Origin of the sequence: Photobacterium atrarenae (genome assembly GCF_024380015.1) — a bacterium.
GTDB classification, from domain to species: domain Bacteria; phylum Pseudomonadota; class Gammaproteobacteria; order Enterobacterales; family Vibrionaceae; genus Photobacterium; species Photobacterium atrarenae.
Genome location: NZ_CP101510.1, coordinates 28,789 through 51,347, shown reverse-complemented (window position 1 = coordinate 51,347; position 22,559 = coordinate 28,789). Strand labels below are relative to the sequence as shown.

The window sequence follows — 22,559 nt, the reverse complement described above, 5'->3', positions numbered from 1 at the left end:
CGACCAAACCAGGTCCGGCCTGAAAGCACGGCATGGGGTTGACTCAACAGCAACAACTTTCTCGAATAACATATGATCGAATATCAACGTCATGTATGCCGCCCGGAGCTGTTTTCACATCGTTTGCACCGTAAAACCTAAGCCAGTATGTCCTATCAATCACTCACCCAAAAAATCAATCAACAAGCCAAACAAAGAGCAAAGTCAGTGATTTCTCACACCAAAGAAAAGCATTTACGTGATTTCAAGGAAACCAGAGAGGCTCAAGCAGCACTGAACCATACCGTGGCGGTAGAGTTCCTTGTGAATCCGTCTGCGATCAACAGGTAGCAATACAACCTTGATGGACTCAGAGGTCACGGTGAGATTCAACACCAACCCGGTACAGCCACATTTCCTGTCGAGACCGATGCGAAAACACTTCCGCCGAGCAATTCGGACAGATATATTTATAGTAATTTCTTCGCAGCACTTTATCTAACCAAGTCCGATGAATTTGATTGAAAAAAACATTCTGACAACAAGAAGGGCAACATCCATGCATTATATTATTCGTCCTGTCAACTCACCTAATTACCAGATAAGCATACAACTATTGATGTTTCTGTGATGTTTACCAAAGAAAACAATTTCATCTATCACACAAATACGCCCGACTACCGCGATAGTCGCTGAGTGCGCTCAATCATCAACAAACGACAGGACGCATAAAAAGCAAACTTATTCACTATTGTGTTAAATATCACTATGAAAATTTAGACTACCTTGGTACCTTTCGGCACATAAGTCAAAAAACACAACAATACATTGCGACAAAGCCATGATCAGAAAATACGCCATATTCTCTCACCAAAATCCCAAAACGCACCTAACAATGCTCCTGCTGATAGCGTTATTCACGGTAGCCAATATGTACTTACTACTCTCAGAAGAAAAATTGATTTTCATGTTGGGTATGGCAGCCCCCTTATTGCCATTGTTCCTCATGGCGAAGGCGGCTGACTACCGAAAAAAGTATCTGTAATCGCCAAACACACAGGATTTACCCGCCAACAGCCTCGGGCACGGATAAGGCTAGTCCGACCAACCGCCCACAGGAGCCCAAAGTTATTGCCCCGGCCAGTTCCCCGGCGCGGTTGGTAAGGTATAACCGCGACTGGTGATTTTCTCTTCGATCGTCGCAATGGTGTCTCCGTCCGTATCCGCCGGCTGCATCAAATCAGCCGTCACGGCGACGTGGCCCTCATCCGCTAAATCCCCATCAGCATCAATGTCATAGAGAAAGCTTCCGCTGCCGTCATAATCACAACTGTTGGTCGGCGCATAGGTGATATCTGCTGAGCCTGCGCCGATTGAGGCGTCAAACAGGCCCGTGGTCGGATCTTGCGTGATGAACTGGCGCTGCGCCAACTCCTGCAGGGTATGATCACTGCCGGGCCCGGCCCAGTTACAGATCATGCCCTGTACCTCGCCCCGGCTGTCCCCCACCCTGGCACCGTAGCCGGCATAAGATTCACCATCCAACGGGGTGTGATCATTGATCCCGACATTTAATACCCGGCTATGGCTGTCCCCGGCGCCCGCCTGCCAGACATAGGCATACTGGCCTGACAGCTGGGTCGGATCAAAATTAGCAACAAACAGGTTGAAATTTTCACTCCAGCCGGAAGGCTCGCTGTTGGCATCATAATAGCGGGACGCATCCACCATCTGATCGGTCTCATCCCCGGCCCCACGGGTTAGGCCATCCACGCTGCTACCGCAGAAAACAGCGGTACGGCTTTGCAGTGTCATGTCTGTCAGGCTGCTTCGGTCGTACCGGAGTGAGCCATTGAGGGTTCGCGCGCTTAAGTTGCAGTTTCCGCCGGGAAAGTCGCTCTGATCGCCGTCAGCGCGATAAAACAGCACGCCGCTGTACTCATTTAAGCTGCCACTTGAAGTATGCTCTAAGCCAATCACAATGTTTCTCGACGTCGTGCCCGGCGTATAAGTGAGATCCACTTCATAAAGCCATTCATTGGTGGCGGTTTGACTGAGGGTCGCACTGTTGAAGCTAACATCCGGGACAGATAGCGCGTTCATCTCCGTGGTGAGGGTGATACTCCCGCCCGCAGCCGGCAGCGCAATCCCGTTCGAATTCGCCGTCGCAACCATGCTGGCCGTGACCATTAGCGCTGCCATCGACTGATCGTGGACCCCGGCCAGACGCGCGTTCATCTGCGCAGCAGCACACGCATGCCCGGTGATGTCGGCTTCCAGCCACATCAGCAAATCGCCGCCGGGCAGCTCGCCGCTTCCGCCTGTGCCGTCAGGGTGATCCTGATAGCGTAGGCTGGGCCCATAACAGGCTGCATTGCTCCCCTGGCGATAGAAAAGCGCCGCAGTGAAGATATCTCTTAAGGGCGTGGCGCCGCTTAGAATCGCATTAATGCGCGCGGTGGCCCAGGCATAACGCGAAGTTGTTCCGGCGGAAAAACTGCGCGTCTGTGAACCGCTATCAACTTGCATCACCTCAAACGGTGATACCACCACCGCCGATTTTGGGATCAATAGTGAGGCCTGCTGTTCAGAAATAATTTTTGCATCATCCGTGTCGGAGCCGTTACACGCAACGAGCAGGCCAAATGTGCCGGACAATAGTAATTTCTTCATCATGAATCAGATCCCTCTGAAATCGTGAGTGTTTCACCAATCACGCCAGCCGAAGCATAAACACCGAGGGCCATGAAAGCCCATTACATCAGAACCGAGGCTGATAATCACCACGGCTCATACTTATGACACTATCATAATAGACAGAATTCGGAGCGTCCACCAAACCGATGACGGCCAAGCTCATGTTCAACGGCAGGTATTCTCACCTTGTGGTTTGATAAATGTGACACGGCTTCGCCCTCATGATTATCTATACTATCTCGGCAGGGCCCGTGCGGGCACGATACGCAATAGAATATGCATGCTACCGAGTCGCGTCTCTGCGCTTCAAACGGGCCCGCCTTTATCGCGAGGCCACATTGGACTACTTATTGATGGTGATCGGTCTGCTCCTGCTCATTGGCGGGGCAGAAAGCCTGGTGAAAGGTGCCGCCCGACTGGCAGAAAGCGTGGGAGTCCCCAGCTTGGTGATCGGTTTAACCGTGGTCGCATTCGGAACCAGCGCGCCTGAACTGGCAGTGAGCATTCGCGCTGCGCTAACCGGCCAGCGTGAAATGGCCATGGCGAATGTTTTGGGGAGTAATATCTTCAACGTCTTGTTCATTCTGGGCCTCTCGGCCATGATTATCCCCTTAACCATTTCCAGACAACTGATTCGTCAAGACGTGCCGATTATGATCATTATCAGTGCACTCGTACTCTCTATGACAGTCGATGGGCAACTCAGCCGAGGAAATAGCGCCGTACTGGTTGTGCTGCTCATTGGGTATACAGTGTTTTTATTTGTTCAGGGCAAACGGACAGCGCACGTAAAAACGACAGCATCAAACAGCGAGGCTGTCACCGAACCCATTAAAAAGAACGCCCCCGCCTGGCACAGCTTACTTTGGCTGGCAATCGGACTGAGTTGCCTGATCTTCGGGGCGAATGTGTTGGTCGATAGTGCGGTGAATATCGCGAGAGTCTTTGAGATCAGTGAAGCCGTCATCGGGCTGACGATCCTGGCCGTCGGGACCTCGTTACCCGAAGTCGTCACTTCGATCGTGGCCAGTCTCCGGGGCCAGCGCGACATCGCAGTGGGGAATGTGGTGGGCAGCAATACCTTTAACTTATTGGCAGTGCTTGGCATTTCAGGCTTAGTCAGTGAGCAGGGGCTGGTTGGCAGCCTCCAACTCGTGCAGCAGGATTTTCCCATCATGCTGGCCGTCGCTTTGCTGTGCGCTGCCGTTATTTTTCACCGGCGCGTCCCTGAGCCGTATCGAAGGCGGGATCTTTTTTAGCTTATACCTGCTCTACAGTGCATTCTTAATCGGCGTGACAATCCATGCCCACTGGCTCAGTTCACTCGAGCTATTCATCTTCTATTTCTGTATGCCATTGACGGTCTTGACGGTTACCGGCTCGTTGATAAAAGACTTGCGGAAAAGAAAGTAGAGCCGGCATTCGGCACCTGAAATTTGTGGCGATTTCAGGCTGAAACCCCCACAGTAAAATGTTATTTATCAATGACTTAAACTTGAAATTAAAGTGGTGAATTTCAACTGATTTCAGGAGGGTAAGTATAAAAGATTCAGGAAGCTCAGATGTCGAGCTGATCTGTAATAAAGCGATTGAGGAGTACGGACCTTCACGACGGCTCTTACATGAGATATTCACAGCCTGAAATGTCCCACAAAAATAGAATCAATATCTGAATGGGGAAATATGGATAGGTCAATCCTATCATTTTCAGTTAATGGTATGTTACTCAATAATCTTCTGCATTTTTGAACACTTCTTTTAGCATGAGTAACTCATCATCAAAAATAATTCTCTCTGGTGTGTTCGTTTGAAGTGCCAGGATCTCACATTTTAGCCGACTTAACTGATGTTTATTCAGAAGCTTCATTGAAGCCATGATTTCATTAAATTTATCATCGTCCATGACACCACCTCGTCAATCATATTAGATGCTTTGATGTCCATGTTTTCATCTGTCAGAGCTTTCAATTTATCACTGCTTCGGTGCTGATCGAAATTACACCCTATTACACAAATCAAGATGACGACAGATGACTGAAAGTAATCATCGGCTCAGAACACGAACATGACTTCCCGATCTCATACAAGATGGTGAGTGCAAGGATGCGGCCGATACCGGGAATGGTTTTTAACAGTTGATAATCCTGCGCACTGTGCTGTTTGGCATGCTGTTCAATAAAGTGCTCCACGCTGGCGAGTCCCTGAGTATAAAAGGCGATAATGTTGAGATCGATGTCGATATTGCGGTTGATGGCCGCTTGGGAAAACCGCTCTCTGACTTCTTCTCTGGCATGGGGGTAACGCAACTGCAAACGGTGTGATTCGAGGTTGTACTGACTGAATGTGTTGGAGACATGGGCCTTCAAATCGGCCCCATGTCGGACGATTTTCGTGCGTCGACGGAGTAAATCGCGTGTCGCCCGCATAGATTTGGGGTACACATAAGCTACCGGGAAGTTACCGCCCTTAAGTAAAGCGGCGATCTTAAATGCATCAATCCGGTCATTTTTCGTCTTGCCGCTATGGATAGCCTTCATGTAAAGCGCATGTGGCCAAGCACGAAGTCATAAGCGTAGTCGAGGCAAAGATCGCTGACCCAATACCAGCAGTGCATGCACTCGACGCCAATCACAATGTTGTCGTGATAAGGTGCGAGGACTGCCAACAGTTCATCTCGGCTGGCACCAATTTTTTGGTGAATGACTTTATTGCCGCAGTTATCGAGGATGCAAACGTAGAGAATGCGCGCATGCAGATCAATACCACAGTAATAGTCGTGCTGTTGGTTATAAAATCTCATTGAGTCTTCTCCGTGTTGGGTTTAGTCGCCTTCCAGCATAGTCAGCGATGCCTATGCTGTCGGAGAAGGCTCAATAAGTATCAAGATCTCTGCTATGCATCCGATACATACATTCGATATTATTTCTATCAATAGATGATTCTCGGGAATCAAAAATAATAATGATATCAGCCCACATCAAGAGGTTTACGTGCTCACTGCTTGGATAGAACAATGGCTGGCGCTAAAGTCAGATGATGAACGCTACAAAGATTACTCCTTTTTGGTTATTGCACTGTTAATCCTGGTCCTGACCAATGCATATTTCCTTTACTACAACATCTTTGTCGTTCCCAACACATACATGCGTCATACAATGTCGGTTGCAACATTCTCATGCCTGATCAGTTTGTGGCTGATGAAAGGACGACGTGCACCGAACGCGGCAGCATTGATTATGCAGTTGGACATCACGTTTTCGAGTTTTTTATTGGTCTTGGTGGAGGGGCACCACGAGTTTGCACTGGCCTTTATGTTTTTAACTCCTGTAATTTCGATGTTCATTCTTGGCTACAAAAGAGGGGCCTGGTTTAGCTTGGCCACCTTTATCGGAACCGCTACCTTTACCCTGTCGACCATGGACACCTGGGGCGCTGCGCGCTTTGAGCCCATTAGCTTTATCCATTTTACGGCGGTCTATCTGTTCCTGTTTATTGTCGGTTTTTTTTATGACTCGAGCCGCCGTCAGACTTTAGCTGCCTTGCAAGAGTCGAATCAAAAGCTGCAAGCGTTGGCGACTAAAGACCCCTTAACGGGGTTAGTCAATCGACGCTACCTTGATGATTATTTGCTTGACTCCAAAACTATACGCTGGATCGCCATGATTGATGTCGACGACTTTAAGCAGATCAATGATATTTTCGGCCACCATGTCGGCGATTCCGTGCTGTCTGACGTGGCTCGTTGCCTCGAGCATGTCGCGCAGTCCGGTGATGTGGTTGGGCGTTGGGGGGGAGAGGAGTTTTTATTCTCCATCAATGAAGTAGATGCCTTCAGGGCCCAGAAAAAAGTGTCGGACTTATTGCAGCAAGTGTCTAGGCATGATTTCGGTATTGAACGGCCAGTGACCATCAGTATCGGCCTGGCGCTTCATCAGCCAGGACAGCATAGAAGTGCGCTGCTGCTCGCTGATGAAGCGCTGTATCGGGCAAAAGCCTCAGGCAAAAATCAGTTCTGCCTGGCCAGTGACAAGTTCGATTACGCGATATGAAGTGGGTTGTTTTTCACCTGTGTCATATCCTGCATGATATCACCCATGGTTTGGGACGCCCTGAATGGCGTATCCAGCGTGATGGCTCGCGCTTGTTCCAGTGATTTAGGGATATCCACCCAAACGGTTTGAATATTATTGTTACTCTGCAGATAGTAGCGTTTGCGACGACAATCACTGATGTTGGTCCACAACGTAAATGAGTTAAACGTAATCCCGGCTTTTTTCTCCAGGCACTCTTCAACATTCATCGGATGGAGCGCCTCAAAGCCCTGTGGGACCTTGCAAGGTGAGATCATCGCACCAACCTGGGCAACACGATCAACATTCATCAGGTCCGTATTTTGCAGCAGACGATAGTAGCTGGCACGCTCGAAACGCTGCACGGAAGTATGCCCGCCGGGAACCGTAAACACAGGGGTGTTATTCAAGGTGTCGGTTTGATTCCATTGATAGCGCCAGTATGTCGCGAGTTCGAGCTGGGTCTGATAATCCGGCTCGTTGGTCATGACCGTGTGTTGACGATCATGGTAGATGGTCAGTTTTCCGTCATGCACTTCTAAAATAGCCGAATCCCCCCGGTGATCAGAAATGGCCGCATGCAATTGTGCCGGAGCGTTCGGGTCTCCCGGAACATTGCCGCCGAACAGACAGATGTCAATTTCCCGAGCAGGAGAAGAAAAATAACTCACCACTTCCTGAACACTGGCAAATCGGTCAAGGATCAGTTGCCCCCAACGCAGCACACTCAGCCCTTTTTCATTGTCTTTTAACGGGCCTTGGTGAAAACTGCTATTGGTATCGTAGAGCACATTGGCAACGAGCCCTTTCTCATTCATTCCGTCACAGAAACCAAAGCCGTTGTCTTGATCACCAATCAACGTGGCAACACTGGTGTACTTCACCTTCCATTTCAGCACCTGGCTTTTGCATAAACCTTCTTTTTTTCGTTCGGACTTACTCATGCCTACTGCTTGTCCACCGGCGGGGGTGAGAAACAGGGTCGCATCCAGGTGAAACTCCCAATCCATATTGCGAGCTACGGCGACGTGTTTGTTATCAACATTGTTGAGAATGCGAGTACACATATCTATCTGATTTCCTTGTTGTTAGATAGTACAAGCGGCAGTATGAGAAGTTATCGCTACTAAAGTCAAATCTATCAATTTCTTAACTTATTGTGCTTGCTGTAGAACCCCCATCACAGAGCTGGCTCCTGAAAGCAGAGAAGCGTCCAAAATTTCTGGCGATTTCAGGCTGAAATTATCACAAAAAACTTATTTATATCAATGAATTAAACATTGAATTCGCGTGGTGAAATTCAGGGATATTTGGGGGAAGGGAGGAGGCGTAGGAGAGTCATAGAGCGGGCAGGGCGCTGGGTAAATTAGAATTGCCCCGAAACGTGTTATAAGTTCAATGCTTCACTGTTTATTTGGGATACCTCAATTGATTCGATTTTCTGGGCTGCTTCAAAAACAAATCTGTTGGTACCATAATTGAGGCTCTGTTCACCAATTTTCACTTTTAGATTGCGGATTTCTAGCTCTGATAAAATATTTAATACAAATCACTCATTTCACATTCATAAACCTAAGCAATGAGATCTATATCCGATTTAACCCCTTCCTCAAGTGTTATTTTTTAGCTTGTTTATGTTTAGTTAATGGCTAAGGGAAAAGACGGTGAAAAAAAAGCAATAGCTTTAATATCGAGCTTAGTGATCGTTGCATGTGGTGATGGTGCGACAAACAATAATCCCGAAATATCGGGTTCGCCTCTTACAACTGTATACGCTGGAGAACCCTATGTGTTTAAGCCTAGTGTCATTGATACCGATGGAGACCCTATATCCTTTGACGTAGAGAATGCCCCCGATTGGTCTACATTCGATACCCAAACTGGTGAACTGAACGGAATACCAACCGATAGCAATATTGGCAGTTATCCAGACATAATCATTACTGCAGACGATGGTAATGGAGGAAGAGCATCGCTTACCGCTTTTACGATTGACGTTGCCCCAGCGTTGACGACGCTAGAACCTTATTTGGTTGAATCAATGAGCACTGCCTTCGAGAACCGAACTCTATCACTTGAAAACTATTCGGCTATTACCCCTTTAGCAGCACATAAAATGGATGCTGCGGGGAGAGCATCGGTCACATTCAATATGCCCGACAGAGGGCAGTCTGTGCTTGTGGCAGATGAAAATGGTAATCCGATTGGGGTCGCGTATTTTAACCGTGACCAGATTGAATCAAAGTTAGTTGATATTTCAATTGAAAGCCTGGCTGACGGTATCATTATAACCAACCCCCTACTGAGTGGTTATTCATATAGCGATCGAGAGCGTATTCTTGCTAAAGCCAAAGCGACAGCAGGATATGTGCCATTTAAAAACTTTATTGACGACGTCTTATCGCAAACGCCAACAGAGTTAGTAGGTGAAGAAGTTTACGAGTACGCGATCACGCTAACACTTGAGGCCATCGACGCGTTGGGCGGGGGTAGTAAACTGGTGCTTAAAGCCATGCAGGGAAGAAAGACTCCGAGTGGAATAATTGGCGACGATCGCGGGCCCTATTTGGCCGACGTTGCGGGCGATGACATTGTCGTCGTTAATCCAACTATGGTGTTCTACGGCATTGAACTTGAAGGGAAAAATACCCAACTGATTGCAGGTAGAGAGCGGCTGTTTGCACTTTTCGACAAGGCAGCCAATGTCCCTGTCACTGAGAACATTCGCCTTGGCAATGGTAACTTTGAGATTTCCTTTACCAAAAATGCATTAACAACATCGGGGGGTCGCTACTCGGCGGCAGCGAATACTTTCAAGATTGCTTCAATGTTTGGGGAGTGGTTTGGTCTTCCGGGTGTTCGTAACTCGACGATCGAAGCAACACTTGAACGGGATGTTAGCCTAGTCGATATAGTTGAAATGTGGGGAGAAGACTTTGCTCTAGGCCTCCTATCACCTGCAAGCCTGTATGAAGATTTTGCCAATAAACTGCTCAAGGAGAAAGGGAATGAATGGGCTGGGAAAATGACCCAAGCACTGTACAAAAAACCTGGCCATGTTAAGGAGTCAATCGCTTTCTTCAAAAGTGCGAAAGCGCTAGTGAAAGCAGCCGCCAATGCTGTAAAGATTTATGACGCAGGCACAAAGTACCTCCCTTTTGCGCATGACTTCGTTTTCAGCCCGATACAACGTCAATGGTGTATTACGCAAGATGACGGCGTGTTGCTTCCAAGTACGAAATGTACTTATGCACCGCCAATAGCATCATTTTCGATTTTACTTTCCTCTGACGTACTTGTTGGTGAGCGTGTCGCTTTCGATGCTTCGTCGTCGTGGGACGTTGTGTATGATTCGAGCGAATTAGAATATCAATGGGATTTGGACGGAGATGGGCGAATTGATTCAGGTTGGTCATTTACCGATTCGGTTAAGCACACATACGATCAACCAGGAAGTTACAGCTCGCTACTCTATGTGAGAAACCCTGACGGTTTAATAGATTCCAAGGAGAAAATAGTCAAGGTGGTACTTGAAGATAATCCTTACTATCAAGAAGTTAGATCACCACATACCAATCGTATCTGGCTAGATAGAAACCTAGGGGCCAGCCGCGTATGTCAGTCTGCAATTGACAGTGCTTGCTTTGGCTACTTTTTCCAATGGGGCAGGCGTGCGGATGGGCATGAAATGCCTGATAGCCGCATCACGCGATACTCGTTCAGAACACTTAAGGCGACCAACAGTCGGTTTTATATTGCGAGTATAGATACTGGGAGAAATGATTGGTTAATTGGTGACGAAGATGGAGATGCTCGAATAGCTTTTTGGTCTAAGACATCGGGAGATAATATTTGTCCGACTGGTTTTCGAGTACCGACCAAAGATGAGCTTGAAGCAGAACTGGTTGACGTACCCAAGTTTTCTTCAAATGATGCGATGTTTAGACATTTCTTAAAACTGCCATATGCAGGATGGCGTCAGCCAGATACGGGGGAGTTATCTGGCAGAGGGGGGGTTGGCGAGATCTGGCTGAATTCTAAATATGGTGAAGGATCGGGAAAATTCTTAAGGTACGAGAAAGCAGGGTTTACCGGCGTTGGCTCTGGCGATGAATCTTTTGGTCTTAACGTCCGCTGTATAAAAGACTAAATAACAGTGTATGTACTCCTCCTGTTAATGGCACATGCAGCTCATAGACTAAGCAAGATGACAAACGCATATCCGCCTTGTCCATCGAGATATTGTTTGACCCTACGAATAAGTATCTTTGGGCCAAGCGAAGTAGATGGCTCTGTTGCTCGAGAGGAAAAACAAAGGGACAGGTCTTGCCGTTTACCTCGCGAAGTTTCCTGTACTTGAAGTAATCCACTGATTACTAATTCAGTGAGGTCACTGGCTCATTCCTGTCCAGAACTTACACAGTTGGCATTTCGTAACTCAGAAATGCCCAAAACTAACTCACCCCAAAAACCTGGCGATTTCACCCTGAAATCGCCAATTAAAACCATTAAAAATCAATATATTAACACTGAAATCAGCGTGGTGAATTTCAGCCCATTCGCTGCGCACGTTTCAGCAGGCCGGCGAAAATCGCTTCGCTGATCTCGGCCGGGAAATCAGCCGGCCGCGCGGGCCGTGGCCAAAATATGACGCGGGAAAATGGAATACCACTTGTAGTGGCGCCCCTTGCTGCCATGCAGCCCCATCGCCATTTTCACCTTGCGCTCCGAGAGCCCGGCGCCGTCCCAACAGCAACGACAGCGAGATCGGCCATTTACCACTCTTCCTTCCACTGCGTGGCCGCCGGGGCAGCTTCACCGCGCGGGCGGATCTCCAGCGCCAGATCCAGCGCTGCCAGCAGCTTGAACAGGGTATCGAGCCGGGTTCCGTCCGGGGCGTTTTCGAATTTCGAGACGGTGTCCTGGCGCAGCCCGACCTTACGGGCAATCACACTCTGGGACTGGCCCTGCTGCTTGCGTTGATCCTGCAGCAGATGACTGAGCTGATGGGCGGAAGTGACTTTCATCGGCGGCTCCTTACACGCGATAACCGGCAAAACTTATTTTACACGGAGTTGCGTGTAAAGCATGAATATGCGCGGCATTTGATCGCAAACGGCCCGGAAAACCGGGCCTTTTTCATCAAAATTCTATTCGCTCGAAACAGCTTTCAGCTAAGCATCTTACTCCGCCAGGTGCTTGGCCAGCGTCTCGCCGATCACCTGGTCCAGCTCTTTCTGCACCGCTTTCGGCAGGCGGCTGAACTCGTAGCTGAAGTTGCGATCCTTGCTGCGCTTGCGGGCAAACATATTGGCATCATCAAACTGCCACAGTGGCTCAATTTTGGCTTTCTTCGGCGCCGGTTTGGCCAGCTGCTGATCCGCCGCCTGGCGATACGCCTTCATCAATGCCGTTTTGACTTCATCCGGGGCCAGTTCCGGCGCCAGCTCGTCGTGATCGACCATCACCTGGGCAATCACATCAGCAATATCCAACCCTTTGCCGGCGATGGCTGTGGCGATCTCCAGCAGTTGTTTGTAGTCCGGGTAGGCCAGCTCGGCATGGTCCGGGAACACCTGCAGCATCTCGGCCGGCACCGAGGCCGCCTGGATCGCCCGGGTCACCTTGGCTGCCGACAGGTTCTGGCTGGCAGCGATCTCTTTCTGGCTCATGCCGCCGTCACGCAGCACCAACAGGCGGATCCCGACTTCACGCAGGTTGTGCTCGCGGGCGGTCTGGATATCAGCCGCCAGCTGCCGGGCATCGTCACTGCTGAGCGCATCCTGGGTCACCAGGACCTCAAGGCCGGTCCCGGCAAACAGCGCGGCGGCCCGGCGGCGGGAGCCGTCGAGGATCTCGATTTTGTCGCCAACCTCGCGGCCGATGGCCGGGAAGAACTGCTGCAGGGTGAGGGTGCGGGTGATATCGGCCACCGAAGCTTCGGTCAGGGCGTCCTGATCGCGGCCGTTGGTGGCGAGCTCCACAAAGGTTTTGTCTTTCAGCGCATCCGCCGCAATGGATTTCAGGGTGAACGTGGCGCTTTGCCCGGAAGCCAGAGTAAAGGTGCGCGTTGCGCCCGCCGACTGGGCCGGCGCGCTGTCAAAAGTGGCCCCGCTGAGTGTACGGCCGATGGTTTTACGTTTGGTTGTCATGGTGAACCTCAGTTGGCACGAATAAATTCAATGCGATCAAATACCGCCTTAGCAAAATCTTCCGCAGCGACGCGGGCATTTTTCAGCGCTTCGCTGCTGCCGACATAAGTGGCCGGGTTGGCGGAGATCACGGTGTCGAACGACTCGCCGCAGCGCTCGAAACCATCGAGGCGGGGCAGGGCGACATCGAGCATATCACCGCCGAAGATCTCCTTAGCCAGGCTGTGGCACAGCTTGTGGTCGGCCTTGTTGGCCAACTTCGACATAAACCCGATATTGCCCTGCACCCGCAGCTCGGCACCAGAGTGGCTGATCATGCTCATCAGCTCCGGCAGGCGGTTGAGATATTTCAGCGTCGAGTGAAAATCGACCTGAGCCGGCGGGATCGGGGTCATCAGCAGATCGGACGATGCCAAGGCGTTGGTCAGGAAGGCATCAAGGTGCGGGCCGCTGTCTACGAAAATAAAGTCATAGTCGCCCTGGAGTTTGTCGATCACATTGTCGCGCAGCACGGTGTGCACATTGCGCTCCGGCAGGTGCTCGGCGCACAGCTCTTCCCAGCGTGAGGCGATAAAAGCATCTTCAATCGAGGCCGGGATCACGTCGACACCCGGCACCCCGGAGCTGATCACGAACTCATCAAGCAGTTCCTCACGGCTAATATCCTGCAACATCGCCTGGGCGGCCGTGGTCTCAACCGAGCCGACCGCCTGGGTATGGTTAAGGAACATGGTTGCCGACGACTGAGGATCCAGATCAATCACCAGGATCCGCAGATCTTCCTGTAGCAAATGCGGATGGGTGCGCAGCCCGTGGGCCAGCGACACGGTGCTGACGGTTTTCGAGACCCCGCCTTTAAGGTTGCCGACAAACAGGGTGAATGCCTGCGGATGACGCCGGCGGTATTTCGGCACGTCCCGGTGCTGGTAAATATCGATAATATTCTGGATCGACATCGCGTATTTTTCCGAGGTGCCGGCTTTGCGCTTTTCAAAGCAGTAGCCGCGCGCCTCCATTTCCCCAACGGTTTTATCCACGATCGCCTTGCTCAGTTTCGGCAACTTGGCCACGGCTGCTTTTGAGTACACCTGGTAATAGGTGTCCAGCGCCAGCTCGGCTTTTTGCTCATGGATCTGAGTCGTCAGCGAGGCCAGCATCCGTTCGGAGCGTTCGGCAACCCGGGAAATCAACTGTTTGGGATCATACATTCGGTGGCTTCCTTTAATATGCAGCATTTTAGCTTTAACGCTATAATGCTGCATGTATGAAAAAAAGTAAATGAATATCAGCTTGATCTGCCTTTAATTTTTATCTCGGCAGTGCTTCGGGGAACACGCAGGTTTACCGTGCTCAGAGCCGCTGTAACGCGTTGTGAGCGATGGATCCGGGCTTGGCAGGGGATTTTTGCGGGGGGTACCTTAAGCTTCTGAGAAAGAAAGAGAGAACTGATTTTTACCTTGGCTGTGGGGAAGTGTGTAAATCGAAGATTTTCCACTTATCCACAGTGACTATAAGATCTATATTTCTATTATTACTATAAACACTATTAGATCTATAAGATCTATAGGCGTTGTAACTGTCTGATTTTTAAAAAGAAAAAAAGCCTTACTGATCACATTTATGGCGTATAGATAACACTTTTCTGGCTTGTTTGATCACATTTATGGCGTTGTTGATCTTATTTCTGGTGTTATTGATCCTTTTTATGGTGTATAGATAACACAATTGTGGTGTATTGATAACACATTTATGGTGTCGGTCCTGTGTAACACCATAAATATGTTATTTATTCGGTGGAATCGCGGGATGTGAGTCTTTCTACCACTTGAGATCCGGGGAAGGCGGGTATAAATAACACAATTCTGGCGTCAAATCGCGCTGACGCCAGAAATGTGATCAATATTGCGGGTGCTCGCTCATGTCTTTAAGGGTTTCAAGGCGGGCCAGCATGGCTTCAAAATCCTCATCCTGCGCGTTTTCCTGCGCCTGGCTCCGGGCTGCTTCCTGCTCCCGGCAGGCAATGCTCTGCTCGATTTCATCGGCGGTTTCGAAGTGCTCGACAGCGCGGTAGGCGTCGGCTAGCCGGCGCAGTTCGGCCACGGTCAGCTTTTCTCCGCTTTGCAGCCGCTTAAGCTCCAGCTTGCGGATGGTCTCCTTGGCATCCTGATCGTTGAGCTCCTGGACGGTGGCGGATTCCAGCCAGCGGTAGAGAAACTCGATACCGACAATTTTGCGTCCGCGTTTGATCAGCCGGTAGCCTTTCTCGCCTTTGTCGCTGGTGAGGAACAACAGCTCCTTGCGGGTTTGCGGGTTGGTGGCGATCTCCTCGATGCTGTCACGGATGCAACGTTTCATGAATACACTGTTGTTTTTGAATGAACTTTTGTCCGCTTTGAGCCGGCCTTTTTCATCGAGCAGGCCGAACAGGCCTTTGAGATCATCGATGTTCTGCGACTTCATTGCGGTGCCGTCGGTTTTAAACCGGCTCAGCAGCTCGTACAGGCGCTTGGAATACTCTTTCTTGAGGTGGAAGAAATGCCGGGTGTTGATCAGGGCAAAGCCCTGGTTGTATTCGATGTACTCGGTGCGCAGTTCGTCGTTGGGGATCATCACCAGGTGACCGTCTTTGTAGGCCAGGCGTTTGAAAAACGGGATGTAGTCGAATTCTTCTTCGCCCTTGTCGGAGAGGGCACGCAGGCCGACCTGGCGCATCGAAAGTCGCTCGGCAACCGGGCTGAGGACCGAGGCGACGTGGCGCGAGTCTATCTCGAGCCATTCCGACAGCTGGCTGCAGGAAAACCGGTACACCGGGGTGTTGTGATGCCAGTCTGGCTCTTTCATGTGGGCCATCATCAGGGCGAACAGATCGGCCTCGCGGGCGGAGAGATCCTGGCGGCTGAAGATCAGCTGATGGCCTTTCTTGATGTGCTTGGGCAGGGCCGGGCCAATCGCCGGGTAATAGGCTTCTGAATTCACGGCAGGTTTCCATCGATAACACAATTCTGGCATTAAATAACAGAATTGTGGTGTTGGCAACTGGTGATTGCCGCAATTGCTGGTGATGCTCCCCTTGAATACAACGGCGTGATCGTGTGACAGGGTCACTCATTGATGGTTCAGGCCTTATGCGCGGACCACGATTGCTTGGGTGGGGGGAGGCAACGTGGGCGGCAGTGCTGGTTCAGAGCCGGGGACATCTGTACCGTGTGATGAGACGATTCATGCTCAATGTTCTGGAAAGCTGGTATTGTTTGGGTGTGATGGGGCGGATTGAATGGTGAGGTATGAGTTTTATTGTTCCTAAAATTTAAAGTTATAGTGCATTAGAGTGGTACCTGAAAAAGCGGATACTTATGACAAGAAAAACAGCTATATTTATCGAAGGCAAAGGGCTTTGCTGCACTTGAGGTGATCAGGTCTTACCTGGAATGGACATGATGACTCGTACGGGCACCACGCCAATCGTCGATGACCACAGGCGCCAGATCAGAATAATCACGGAGTCATACCCATGAGTCAGGACAACGCGCATTACCTGAAAACAGAGCTATACACGTTACTCAATCAAGAATCTGAAATTTTCGAGTTTCTCCAGGCAGGCTCGCTCGACGGTCTGTGGTACTGGGATCTGGAAAATCCGACTCATGAATGGATGAGCCCGAAATTCTGGACGCTACTGGGTTATGACCCGACTGAAAAACAGCATTTGGCCGCCGAATGGCAGGAATTAATCTTCCCGGAAGATCTCCAGGTGGCGCTCAATAATTTTAAACAACATTGTCAGGATCCCCTGCACCCCTATGATCAGGTGGTCCGCTACCGGCACAAGAACGGTTCAACCGTCTGGGTCCGCTGTCGCGGCATCGCGATCCGCGATTCGTCAGGAAAACCGGTTCGCATGCTCGGCGCGCACAACGACGTCACAGCACTGAAGCAAACCGAAGAAGCACTGCGACGGAAGAACCTCGAACTTGAGCAGCTTGCATTGCGCGACCCGTTAACCTCGCTCTATAACCGCCGGGCATTCAGTGAGCTGCTGGAGAAAGAGCTTGCCAGAAGTATTCGTTACCAAACCCCTTTTTCAGTCGCAGTTATCAACGTCGACAACTTTAAAACTTTTAATCGCAACCAGGGGTTTCAGGCCGGCGATCAGATGCTGTACTCGGTGAGCAAAACACTGCTTAGCGTAGCCAGACACAGCGATACCGTCGCCCGCCTGGCCGGTGATGAGTTTATCATCCTGATGTGTCAGGCCAGTCTCCGGGAGAGCAAAATTGCCGGCGAGCGTTACCGGACAAGCATTGAACAGTTGCTCGGCCAGCGAGGCATTACGGTCAGTGTCGGGCTATCCTCGTTCACCGCACCATCCAATGTGAACTCTGCCTTACTCAGCCAGCTATCTGAAGGAGTGGTTACGCAGGCTTCACGGGCACTTGATGGCGCTAAAGCAAGCGGCAAGAACAGGTATGCCATATTACCGACGGACACGCAGAGCTGAGCCGGCCAGAGGCTCGACGGCTTGCAACCCGAGCTCTCCCAGAACCGCGCTACCGCGGTTTCCCCCACGCAGCAAAATGATCCTGACTGCTCCCTGTTTTTATCACGCGGCAGTGATAGACCAGTAAAACACACGCCTGTCGTTACGAGATATCATTATTTTGTCACAAAAAGTTCACATGTAAACTGGGAGGAAAATCACAAAAAAAACAATTCCTAGAAAGTATACTGCTGATTTTTAAAAAGTAAGACACTGCTCAATAGCCAGTCTTTATTTGCCGCTTTGACAGTTCATCTCGATCATACACGGAATCATTTGTTATGCGGGGCAACATCCTCTTATTCTGCCTGGGTTGGCTGTTTTCTACAGTCAGCTATGCCGCAAGCCTTCCTCTTCCCCAGGGGAAGGTGATTCTAACTATCAGCGGCAACATCAGCCAAACCAATACCGGCCACAGCGCCCGGTTTGATCGCCAGATGTTGGCACAGCTGCCGCAGCACACTCTGACAACGCAAACGCCCTGGACGGAAAAGCCCCATACCTATGAAGGCGTCCTGCTCCGGGATCTGCTCCAGTCTCTCGGCGCCTTTGGACAACATGTGACAGCGCTGGCACTCAATGCCTACCAGAGCGACATCAAGATGGATATTATCCAGTCCTATCCGATCCTGCTGGCGATGAAAGACAACGGAACCCTGATGCGGGTGCGCGACAAAGGGCCGCTCTGGATCATCTACCCGATTTCTGAATACCCGGAACTCGACGCCCCAAATCATTATGAAGGGATGGTCTGGCAACTGAGTGCGCTGGAAGTCAAGCCATGAACCGCTTCAAACTGCCCATTGCCGCGGTGGTCGTTCTCGTGTTTGCGGCCATCTCGACCATCAGTGCCAAGCGCCATCATCAAGTCACCAGCCTGATTTCCGTTTCGCTCAAGAGCGTTGGCTGGGCCTCATCTGAGCTTGAGATCGAGACGCTTAAATTTATGCAGGCACTCCGGCGCGCCACGCTGAATAACATCGACGATGACGAGCTCTGGTTACGCTTTGACATTCTCTGGAGTCGCCTTGACGTCCTTTCCACCGGCGAGGAGACCCGGCCATTTCGCAGTCAGCCGGATGCCCTGCTGCTGCTGGGCGATCTCAAGCAGTTTTTATCCCGGATTGAGCCGCTACTGGCCCAGAACAGCAGATCTGAGGCGGTGATGAACGCCACCCTCGAAGAGCTGGAACGATTGTATGCCCGGGTCCGGACCTTCAACGTCAAAAGTTTTTCCGGCGATCGGGCCTGGGGCTCACTCCAGCGCCTCTCGCTGCTGCAGTATGAGTCCAATTTTTACCTGATGGGGCTGCTGCTGAGCGGCGGGATCCTCATTTTCCTGCTGTATCGCGCCAATGCCGAGAACAAAAGACAGGCCCGGCGGGACAGCCTGACAGGCCTTGCCAATCGCTATGCTTTTCAAAACGCGCTGGCAGAAGCCACACACCGGGCCCGGCGCAAGAAAACCCGCTATGCGGTGTATATCCTTGACCTGGATAACTTTAAAGATGTCAACGATGCGCTGGGGCACCCGATCGGTGATACATTGCTCCGGGAGCTTGCCAGGCAGTTGCAACAGATGCTCCCCTCTAAAATGGTACTGGCCCGCCTGGGGGGCGATGAGTTCGGCATTATTCAACACGATATACAAAGCTCTCAGACTGGCCTTGAGCTGTCACAACGAATCTGCGAGCAAGTCAGCCACGGCATCAAGATTCAGGGGCATCAACTCTTCCCGAGTATGAGTATCGGACTCAGTATCTATCCTGATCATGGCCAGGATCCCAACACACTTACCAAACATGCCGATACAGCCATGTATCAGGCCAAGTCCCGCGGCAGGAACACCTACCAGATGTTTCACCAGTCGATGAACGACAAGGCAGAACGGTTCCGGATACTCACCAACGACCTGCACCAAGCGCTGGCAGACAATCAGATGACACTCGCTTATCAGCCGATTGTCTGCTTGCAAGACAGGCGTGTCATACTAGTCGAAGCCCTACTACGATGGCAACATGATGTCTATGGTGCAATCCCGCCACCGGATATTGTTACCATCGCCGAGAATTCCGGCCAGGCAGAGCGGCTCAACGAGTGGGTGCTGCAGACCGCCTGCAGGCAAACCATGGCCTGGCGCCGCACTGGCCTGACCGAGATTCAGATTTCCGTCAATATTTCGCCAGCCATGCATACCCGCTACAACCTGGAAACCATGGTGAGCAACGTGCTGGTGCAAACAGGACTACCGGCAAATAAACTGATTCTGGAGATCACCGAAGATACCACCATGCAGGCAGTTGAGAATTCACTGCAGAGATTGCAAAACTTACATGCGCTTGGCGTCGAGCTAGCACTGGATGATTTTGGGACGGGTTACTCCTCGTTGAGTCAATTGACCCTGATGCCATTCCAAAAGCTGAAAATCGACAAAGTCTTTATTCAGCAGCTGACGCCCACGAGCAAAAAAATGAGTGTCCTGAAGGCCATTCTGACCCTGTCACAGGATTTGGGCTTGAAGGTTGTGACCGAAGGAATTGAAACAGAGGCGCAATATGAGCTCATGCGGGATGCCGGCTGTCAGTACGGACAAGGGTACCTATTCAGCAAACCAGTCGAGGCAACCGAAGTTGGTAAGATGATAAGTCGAGATGCTCAGCAGCGCAGTGATATCAATACATTTTACAGGTAGGATGCCTTAAGTTGCATACAACTTTTTGTTAATCCCGCATTAAACATTCGTGTTTATTGTAACCAATTTCAATCTAACTATAATGGTGTGGAATTCAAAACTGATGTCCTAACCAGAAATATGGACGCCCGAGCAAATTAATACACAATCAGGCCGGTTTTTTACTGAAAATGAAGTCTTACCTCATTCAACCTCCTGAGATGGATCCTCTTGAGAAAAAGCAGCAGGACAGCGCCATTCAAACCCTGACCAATAGTGGGATGATTGATGGGGTCGGTGTATTCGATTTCAAATACTTTGTGCTGAGGATCAGGGCTCAATCCAGTACTCGCCATGATATCAGCCGACAAAGTTTACTTTCAGGGAATAAAGAGGTACATCTAACACCAGCCAATACTGACGAAATGAAGCGTCACATTCAGGTAATGAAAGCAAAGAACCAGACCCAGTTGAACGGGACTATCGAGTTCCGTGCTCCAAACGGCAATTCGGTCTGGCTTCACTGTAAGGGTAGTCTCTGTTTTAAGGCGAACCAGTTTCAGGGGATCGCGTATGACATTACAGACTATAAACGTCAGGAGCAACAACTACAGCGGGAAAATGAAGAATACAGGCTACAAGCTCACCAGGATGACCTTACAGCCCTGTATAACCGTCGTGGTTTTTTCGTTCAGATGGATCACAAGCTCCCACTCGGGCTTTCCCGTGGTGCAGGGTACTCTCTGGCTATCATTGATGTCGACGCTTTCAAAACCATCAATGATCAACATGGCCATCAAAAGGGCGACCACATTCTGAGCACTATCGCAACAACACTTCAGAGCTATACCCGAAAAAGTGATATCATCGGGCGACTGGCGGGTGACGAGTTTATCGTGCTGATTGATGAAACCAATTTTACAGAAAGCCTCAGGATTGCCGATCGCTTCCGGGCCGCCATTGAAGCACAACTCACCACAATGCACGCCGCCACGGTGAGCATCGGCATCAGCACGCTCAAGGCCACCGAAGTACCATCGGAAAGCGATATCACCTCCCTGCGCGATCAACTGATCTACCAGGCCGACATGGCGCTGTACGAAGCCAAGCGCCGCGGCCGCAATCAAACCTGGCACTACCACCAACCTGAGAACGGCACAGGGACGAGCACCTTAAGCTAACCCTTGTGCTCCGGCGCAGCAACATCGTATCGATTTGTATGGATGGAATGGATAGTTTCAACGTCGCAAGGGTATAAAGCAACCACCATCAGAGTTGTGAATAAGAAATCATAAAAAACACATACAAGATCACCTGTAATGGTATTGTCATATTCAGCAGCTATAATTACGCGGTCTTGTATCTATCTTAGGCAACGGAAGAATCGAATCCAGCAACAAATAGATTACCGAAACACCCATGTCGTATCAGTCATACAGCCAAAATCTCAACCGTCATGCCAAACGACACGATTAGGCCCAGGTCAGGCGATTTCTCTGTTAGCCGATGACAGAGAATATATACAAGGGGATTCAGCAATGGCTGCTATCAGATCAACGGGGTGGGGAGATATGCTTCGAATTCCGGCGCATCTAAGTTAAAGCAAAAAAACAGCGCAACAAGGTTACCCGATAGGGTGAATACCTTCACCCTAACGATAGCATCAATCAGTGAAGTGATGTATCACAGACACGCGGTAAGAGCTCGTCCGGCGTCAAACCAGGGGAGAAATAGAACCCCTGCGCCAAGACCTTCTTGCGAGACAGAAAACTCAGATAATAATCGCTCTCCACCCCTTCAACAACAATTTCTTTGGTATAGTATTTCAGAAATCTGATCAGCGATTCCAAGTTTTCAAACAAATCATGATTAAACAAATATGCCCGGTCAATTTTAATCAGATCCCAGGAAAACTGAGTGAGCGAACGGAAGAAAGTTAAATCTTTATGGTTGAAGTCATCCAGCCAAATTTTATGACCTGCAGATCGAAGCAACTGAATATGATTATGTAACCGGGCTGATTCAAAATCTGCGCTAAGATCATTAACCTCAATCGCAATCGGTGTTATTGCATATTCAATTATTTGACAGACGAAATCATAGTCTTCCAATACAGAAAGTGGCATATTATAAGAGAAGATAACTCCTCTTACCTCAGAAGCCTTTTGTAACGTTTCCAACTGATTCAATACAATGCTTTTAATAAATTCATCATCTATACTTGAGAAAAAATCTTCACTATCATAACACTCACCCGAGCTACTCAATACTCGGGATAAAACTTCGTACGAGTGTGCTCTCCCGGTTAACGGGTTGATAATGGGCTGTAGTATATAATCAAAATCGGAATATAATGAACTATCACTCTCTTTGTAAATCCGACAAGCACCATAAGTTAGTCGAACCGCTTTGAAGCACGACACAGCAAACACCTCTTAAAATTAATACACCTC

16 protein-coding genes and 1 pseudogene are annotated in these 22,559 nt (G+C 49.9%); 7 read left to right on the top strand and 10 right to left on the bottom strand.

The annotated features are described in order from the left end of the window. Positions 1 to 1,107: 1,107 nt before the first annotated feature. Positions 1,108 to 2,655 carry a hypothetical protein gene (locus tag NNL38_RS24510; RefSeq protein WP_255392333.1) on the bottom strand — a complete coding sequence of 516 codons (1,548 nt, stop codon included), beginning with the start codon at positions 2,653 to 2,655 and terminating at the stop codon, positions 1,108 to 1,110. A 359-nt stretch (positions 2,656 to 3,014) separates the two neighbouring features. Here NNL38_RS24510 and NNL38_RS24505 point away from each other — a divergent pair, with 359 nt between their 5' ends. Beyond that, on the top strand, positions 3,015 to 3,935 hold the full coding sequence (locus NNL38_RS24505) for a calcium/sodium antiporter (RefSeq protein ID WP_255392332.1): 921 nt from the start codon (positions 3,015 to 3,017) through the stop codon (positions 3,933 to 3,935). Between the two features lie 467 nt (positions 3,936 to 4,402). Here the strand turns inward: NNL38_RS24505 and NNL38_RS24500 are convergent, their stop codons facing one another. Then, the gene (locus NNL38_RS24500) at positions 4,403 to 4,579 is read right to left on the bottom strand and encodes a hypothetical protein (protein WP_255392407.1); all 177 of its coding nucleotides are present in this window, start codon (positions 4,577 to 4,579) and stop codon (positions 4,403 to 4,405) included. A gap of 169 nt (positions 4,580 to 4,748) precedes the next feature. Next, positions 4,749 to 5,476: pseudogene (locus NNL38_RS24495) on the bottom strand (IS110 family transposase); the annotation flags it as partial. Positions 5,477 to 5,666: 190 nt separating this feature from the next. Between NNL38_RS24495 and NNL38_RS24490 the strand changes: the two are divergent. Next, positions 5,667 to 6,725 carry a GGDEF domain-containing protein gene (locus NNL38_RS24490; RefSeq protein WP_255392406.1) on the top strand — a complete coding sequence of 353 codons (1,059 nt, stop codon included), beginning with the start codon at positions 5,667 to 5,669 and terminating at the stop codon, positions 6,723 to 6,725. Here NNL38_RS24490 and NNL38_RS24485 read toward each other — a convergent pair. Next, positions 6,713 to 7,813 carry a linear amide C-N hydrolase gene (locus NNL38_RS24485; RefSeq protein WP_255392405.1) on the bottom strand — a complete coding sequence of 367 codons (1,101 nt, stop codon included), beginning with the start codon at positions 7,811 to 7,813 and terminating at the stop codon, positions 6,713 to 6,715. The two genes, NNL38_RS24490 and NNL38_RS24485, sit on opposite strands and share 13 nt — an antisense overlap. A gap of 578 nt (positions 7,814 to 8,391) precedes the next feature. Between NNL38_RS24485 and NNL38_RS24480 the strand changes: the two genes are divergently transcribed. Further along, the gene (locus NNL38_RS24480) at positions 8,392 to 10,896 is read left to right on the top strand and encodes a PKD domain-containing protein (protein ID WP_255392404.1); all 2,505 of its coding nucleotides are present in this window, start codon (positions 8,392 to 8,394) and stop codon (positions 10,894 to 10,896) included. A gap of 467 nt (positions 10,897 to 11,363) precedes the next feature. Here the strand turns inward: NNL38_RS24480 and NNL38_RS24475 are convergent, their stop codons facing one another. The 5 genes from NNL38_RS24475 to NNL38_RS24455 all read right to left on the bottom strand — a co-directional run bounded on the left by NNL38_RS24475 (position 11,364) and on the right by NNL38_RS24455 (position 15,907). Continuing rightward, positions 11,364 to 11,528 (bottom strand): hypothetical protein, encoded by a 165-nt coding sequence (locus NNL38_RS24475; RefSeq protein WP_255392403.1) that lies wholly within the window; start codon positions 11,526 to 11,528, stop codon positions 11,364 to 11,366. Beyond that, entirely contained in the window at positions 11,522 to 11,773 is a 252-nt protein-coding gene (locus NNL38_RS24470) for a helix-turn-helix domain-containing protein (protein ID WP_255392402.1), read from the bottom strand. Before NNL38_RS24470 ends, NNL38_RS24475 begins: the two co-directional genes overlap by 7 nt. A gap of 156 nt (positions 11,774 to 11,929) precedes the next feature. Next, positions 11,930 to 12,898, bottom strand: a complete 969-nt coding sequence (locus NNL38_RS24465) for a ParB family protein (protein ID WP_255392401.1) — start codon at positions 12,896 to 12,898, stop codon at positions 11,930 to 11,932. An 8-nt stretch (positions 12,899 to 12,906) separates the two neighbouring features. Beyond that, a complete protein-coding gene (locus NNL38_RS24460) occupies positions 12,907 to 14,106 on the bottom strand; it encodes an AAA family ATPase (protein WP_255392400.1) in 1,200 nt (399 codons plus the stop codon). A 688-nt stretch (positions 14,107 to 14,794) separates the two neighbouring features. After that, the gene (locus NNL38_RS24455) at positions 14,795 to 15,907 is read right to left on the bottom strand and encodes a replication initiation protein (protein ID WP_439651435.1); all 1,113 of its coding nucleotides are present in this window, start codon (positions 15,905 to 15,907) and stop codon (positions 14,795 to 14,797) included. Between the two features lie 502 nt (positions 15,908 to 16,409). Here NNL38_RS24455 and NNL38_RS24450 point away from each other — a divergent pair. The 4 genes from NNL38_RS24450 (at position 16,410) to NNL38_RS24435 (ending at position 21,287) form a co-directional block, all read left to right on the top strand. Continuing rightward, positions 16,410 to 17,396 carry a sensor domain-containing diguanylate cyclase gene (locus NNL38_RS24450; RefSeq protein WP_255392397.1) on the top strand — a complete coding sequence of 329 codons (987 nt, stop codon included), beginning with the start codon at positions 16,410 to 16,412 and terminating at the stop codon, positions 17,394 to 17,396. A 407-nt stretch (positions 17,397 to 17,803) separates the two neighbouring features. Further along, positions 17,804 to 18,220 carry a putative pterin-binding protein gene (locus NNL38_RS24445; RefSeq protein WP_255392396.1) on the top strand — a complete coding sequence of 139 codons (417 nt, stop codon included), beginning with the start codon at positions 17,804 to 17,806 and terminating at the stop codon, positions 18,218 to 18,220. Further along, positions 18,217 to 20,127, top strand: a complete 1,911-nt coding sequence (locus NNL38_RS24440) for a putative bifunctional diguanylate cyclase/phosphodiesterase (RefSeq protein WP_255392395.1) — start codon at positions 18,217 to 18,219, stop codon at positions 20,125 to 20,127. The genes NNL38_RS24445 and NNL38_RS24440 overlap by 4 nt, the downstream gene beginning before the upstream one ends. 170 nt (positions 20,128 to 20,297) lie before the next feature. After that, positions 20,298 to 21,287, top strand: a complete 990-nt coding sequence (locus NNL38_RS24435) for a GGDEF domain-containing protein (RefSeq protein WP_255392394.1) — start codon at positions 20,298 to 20,300, stop codon at positions 21,285 to 21,287. Positions 21,288 to 21,773: 486 nt separating this feature from the next. Here NNL38_RS24435 and NNL38_RS24430 read toward each other — a convergent pair whose 3' ends face one another. Next, positions 21,774 to 22,529, bottom strand: coding sequence for an EAL domain-containing protein (locus NNL38_RS24430; protein WP_255392393.1), 756 nt, complete (start codon positions 22,527 to 22,529; stop codon positions 21,774 to 21,776). Between the last annotated feature and the right edge of the window lie 30 nt (positions 22,530 to 22,559).

Excerpts from the sequence above, each read along its gene's own strand:
- NNL38_RS24510 (WP_255392333.1), bottom strand. The coding sequence starts at position 2,655 with ATGATGAAGAAATTACTATTGTCCGGCACATTTGGCCTGCTCGTTGCG.
- NNL38_RS24500 (WP_255392407.1), bottom strand. The coding sequence starts at position 4,579 with ATGGACGATGATAAATTTAATGAAATCATGGCTTCAATGAAGCTTCTG.
- NNL38_RS24485 (WP_255392405.1), bottom strand. The coding sequence starts at position 7,813 with ATGTGTACTCGCATTCTCAACAATGTTGATAACAAACACGTCGCCGTA.
- NNL38_RS24480 (WP_255392404.1), top strand. The coding sequence starts at position 8,392 with ATGGCTAAGGGAAAAGACGGTGAAAAAAAAGCAATAGCTTTAATATCG.
- NNL38_RS24470 (WP_255392402.1), bottom strand. The coding sequence starts at position 11,773 with ATGAAAGTCACTTCCGCCCATCAGCTCAGTCATCTGCTGCAGGATCAA.
- NNL38_RS24465 (WP_255392401.1), bottom strand. The coding sequence starts at position 12,898 with ATGACAACCAAACGTAAAACCATCGGCCGTACACTCAGCGGGGCCACT.
- NNL38_RS24460 (WP_255392400.1), bottom strand. The coding sequence starts at position 14,106 with ATGTATGATCCCAAACAGTTGATTTCCCGGGTTGCCGAACGCTCCGAA.
- NNL38_RS24455 (WP_439651435.1), bottom strand. The coding sequence starts at position 15,907 with ATGCCAGAATTGTGTTATCGATGGAAACCTGCCGTGAATTCAGAAGCC.
- NNL38_RS24450 (WP_255392397.1), top strand. The coding sequence starts at position 16,410 with ATGAGTCAGGACAACGCGCATTACCTGAAAACAGAGCTATACACGTTA.
- NNL38_RS24440 (WP_255392395.1), top strand. The coding sequence starts at position 18,217 with ATGAACCGCTTCAAACTGCCCATTGCCGCGGTGGTCGTTCTCGTGTTT.
- NNL38_RS24435 (WP_255392394.1), top strand. The coding sequence starts at position 20,298 with ATGAAGTCTTACCTCATTCAACCTCCTGAGATGGATCCTCTTGAGAAA.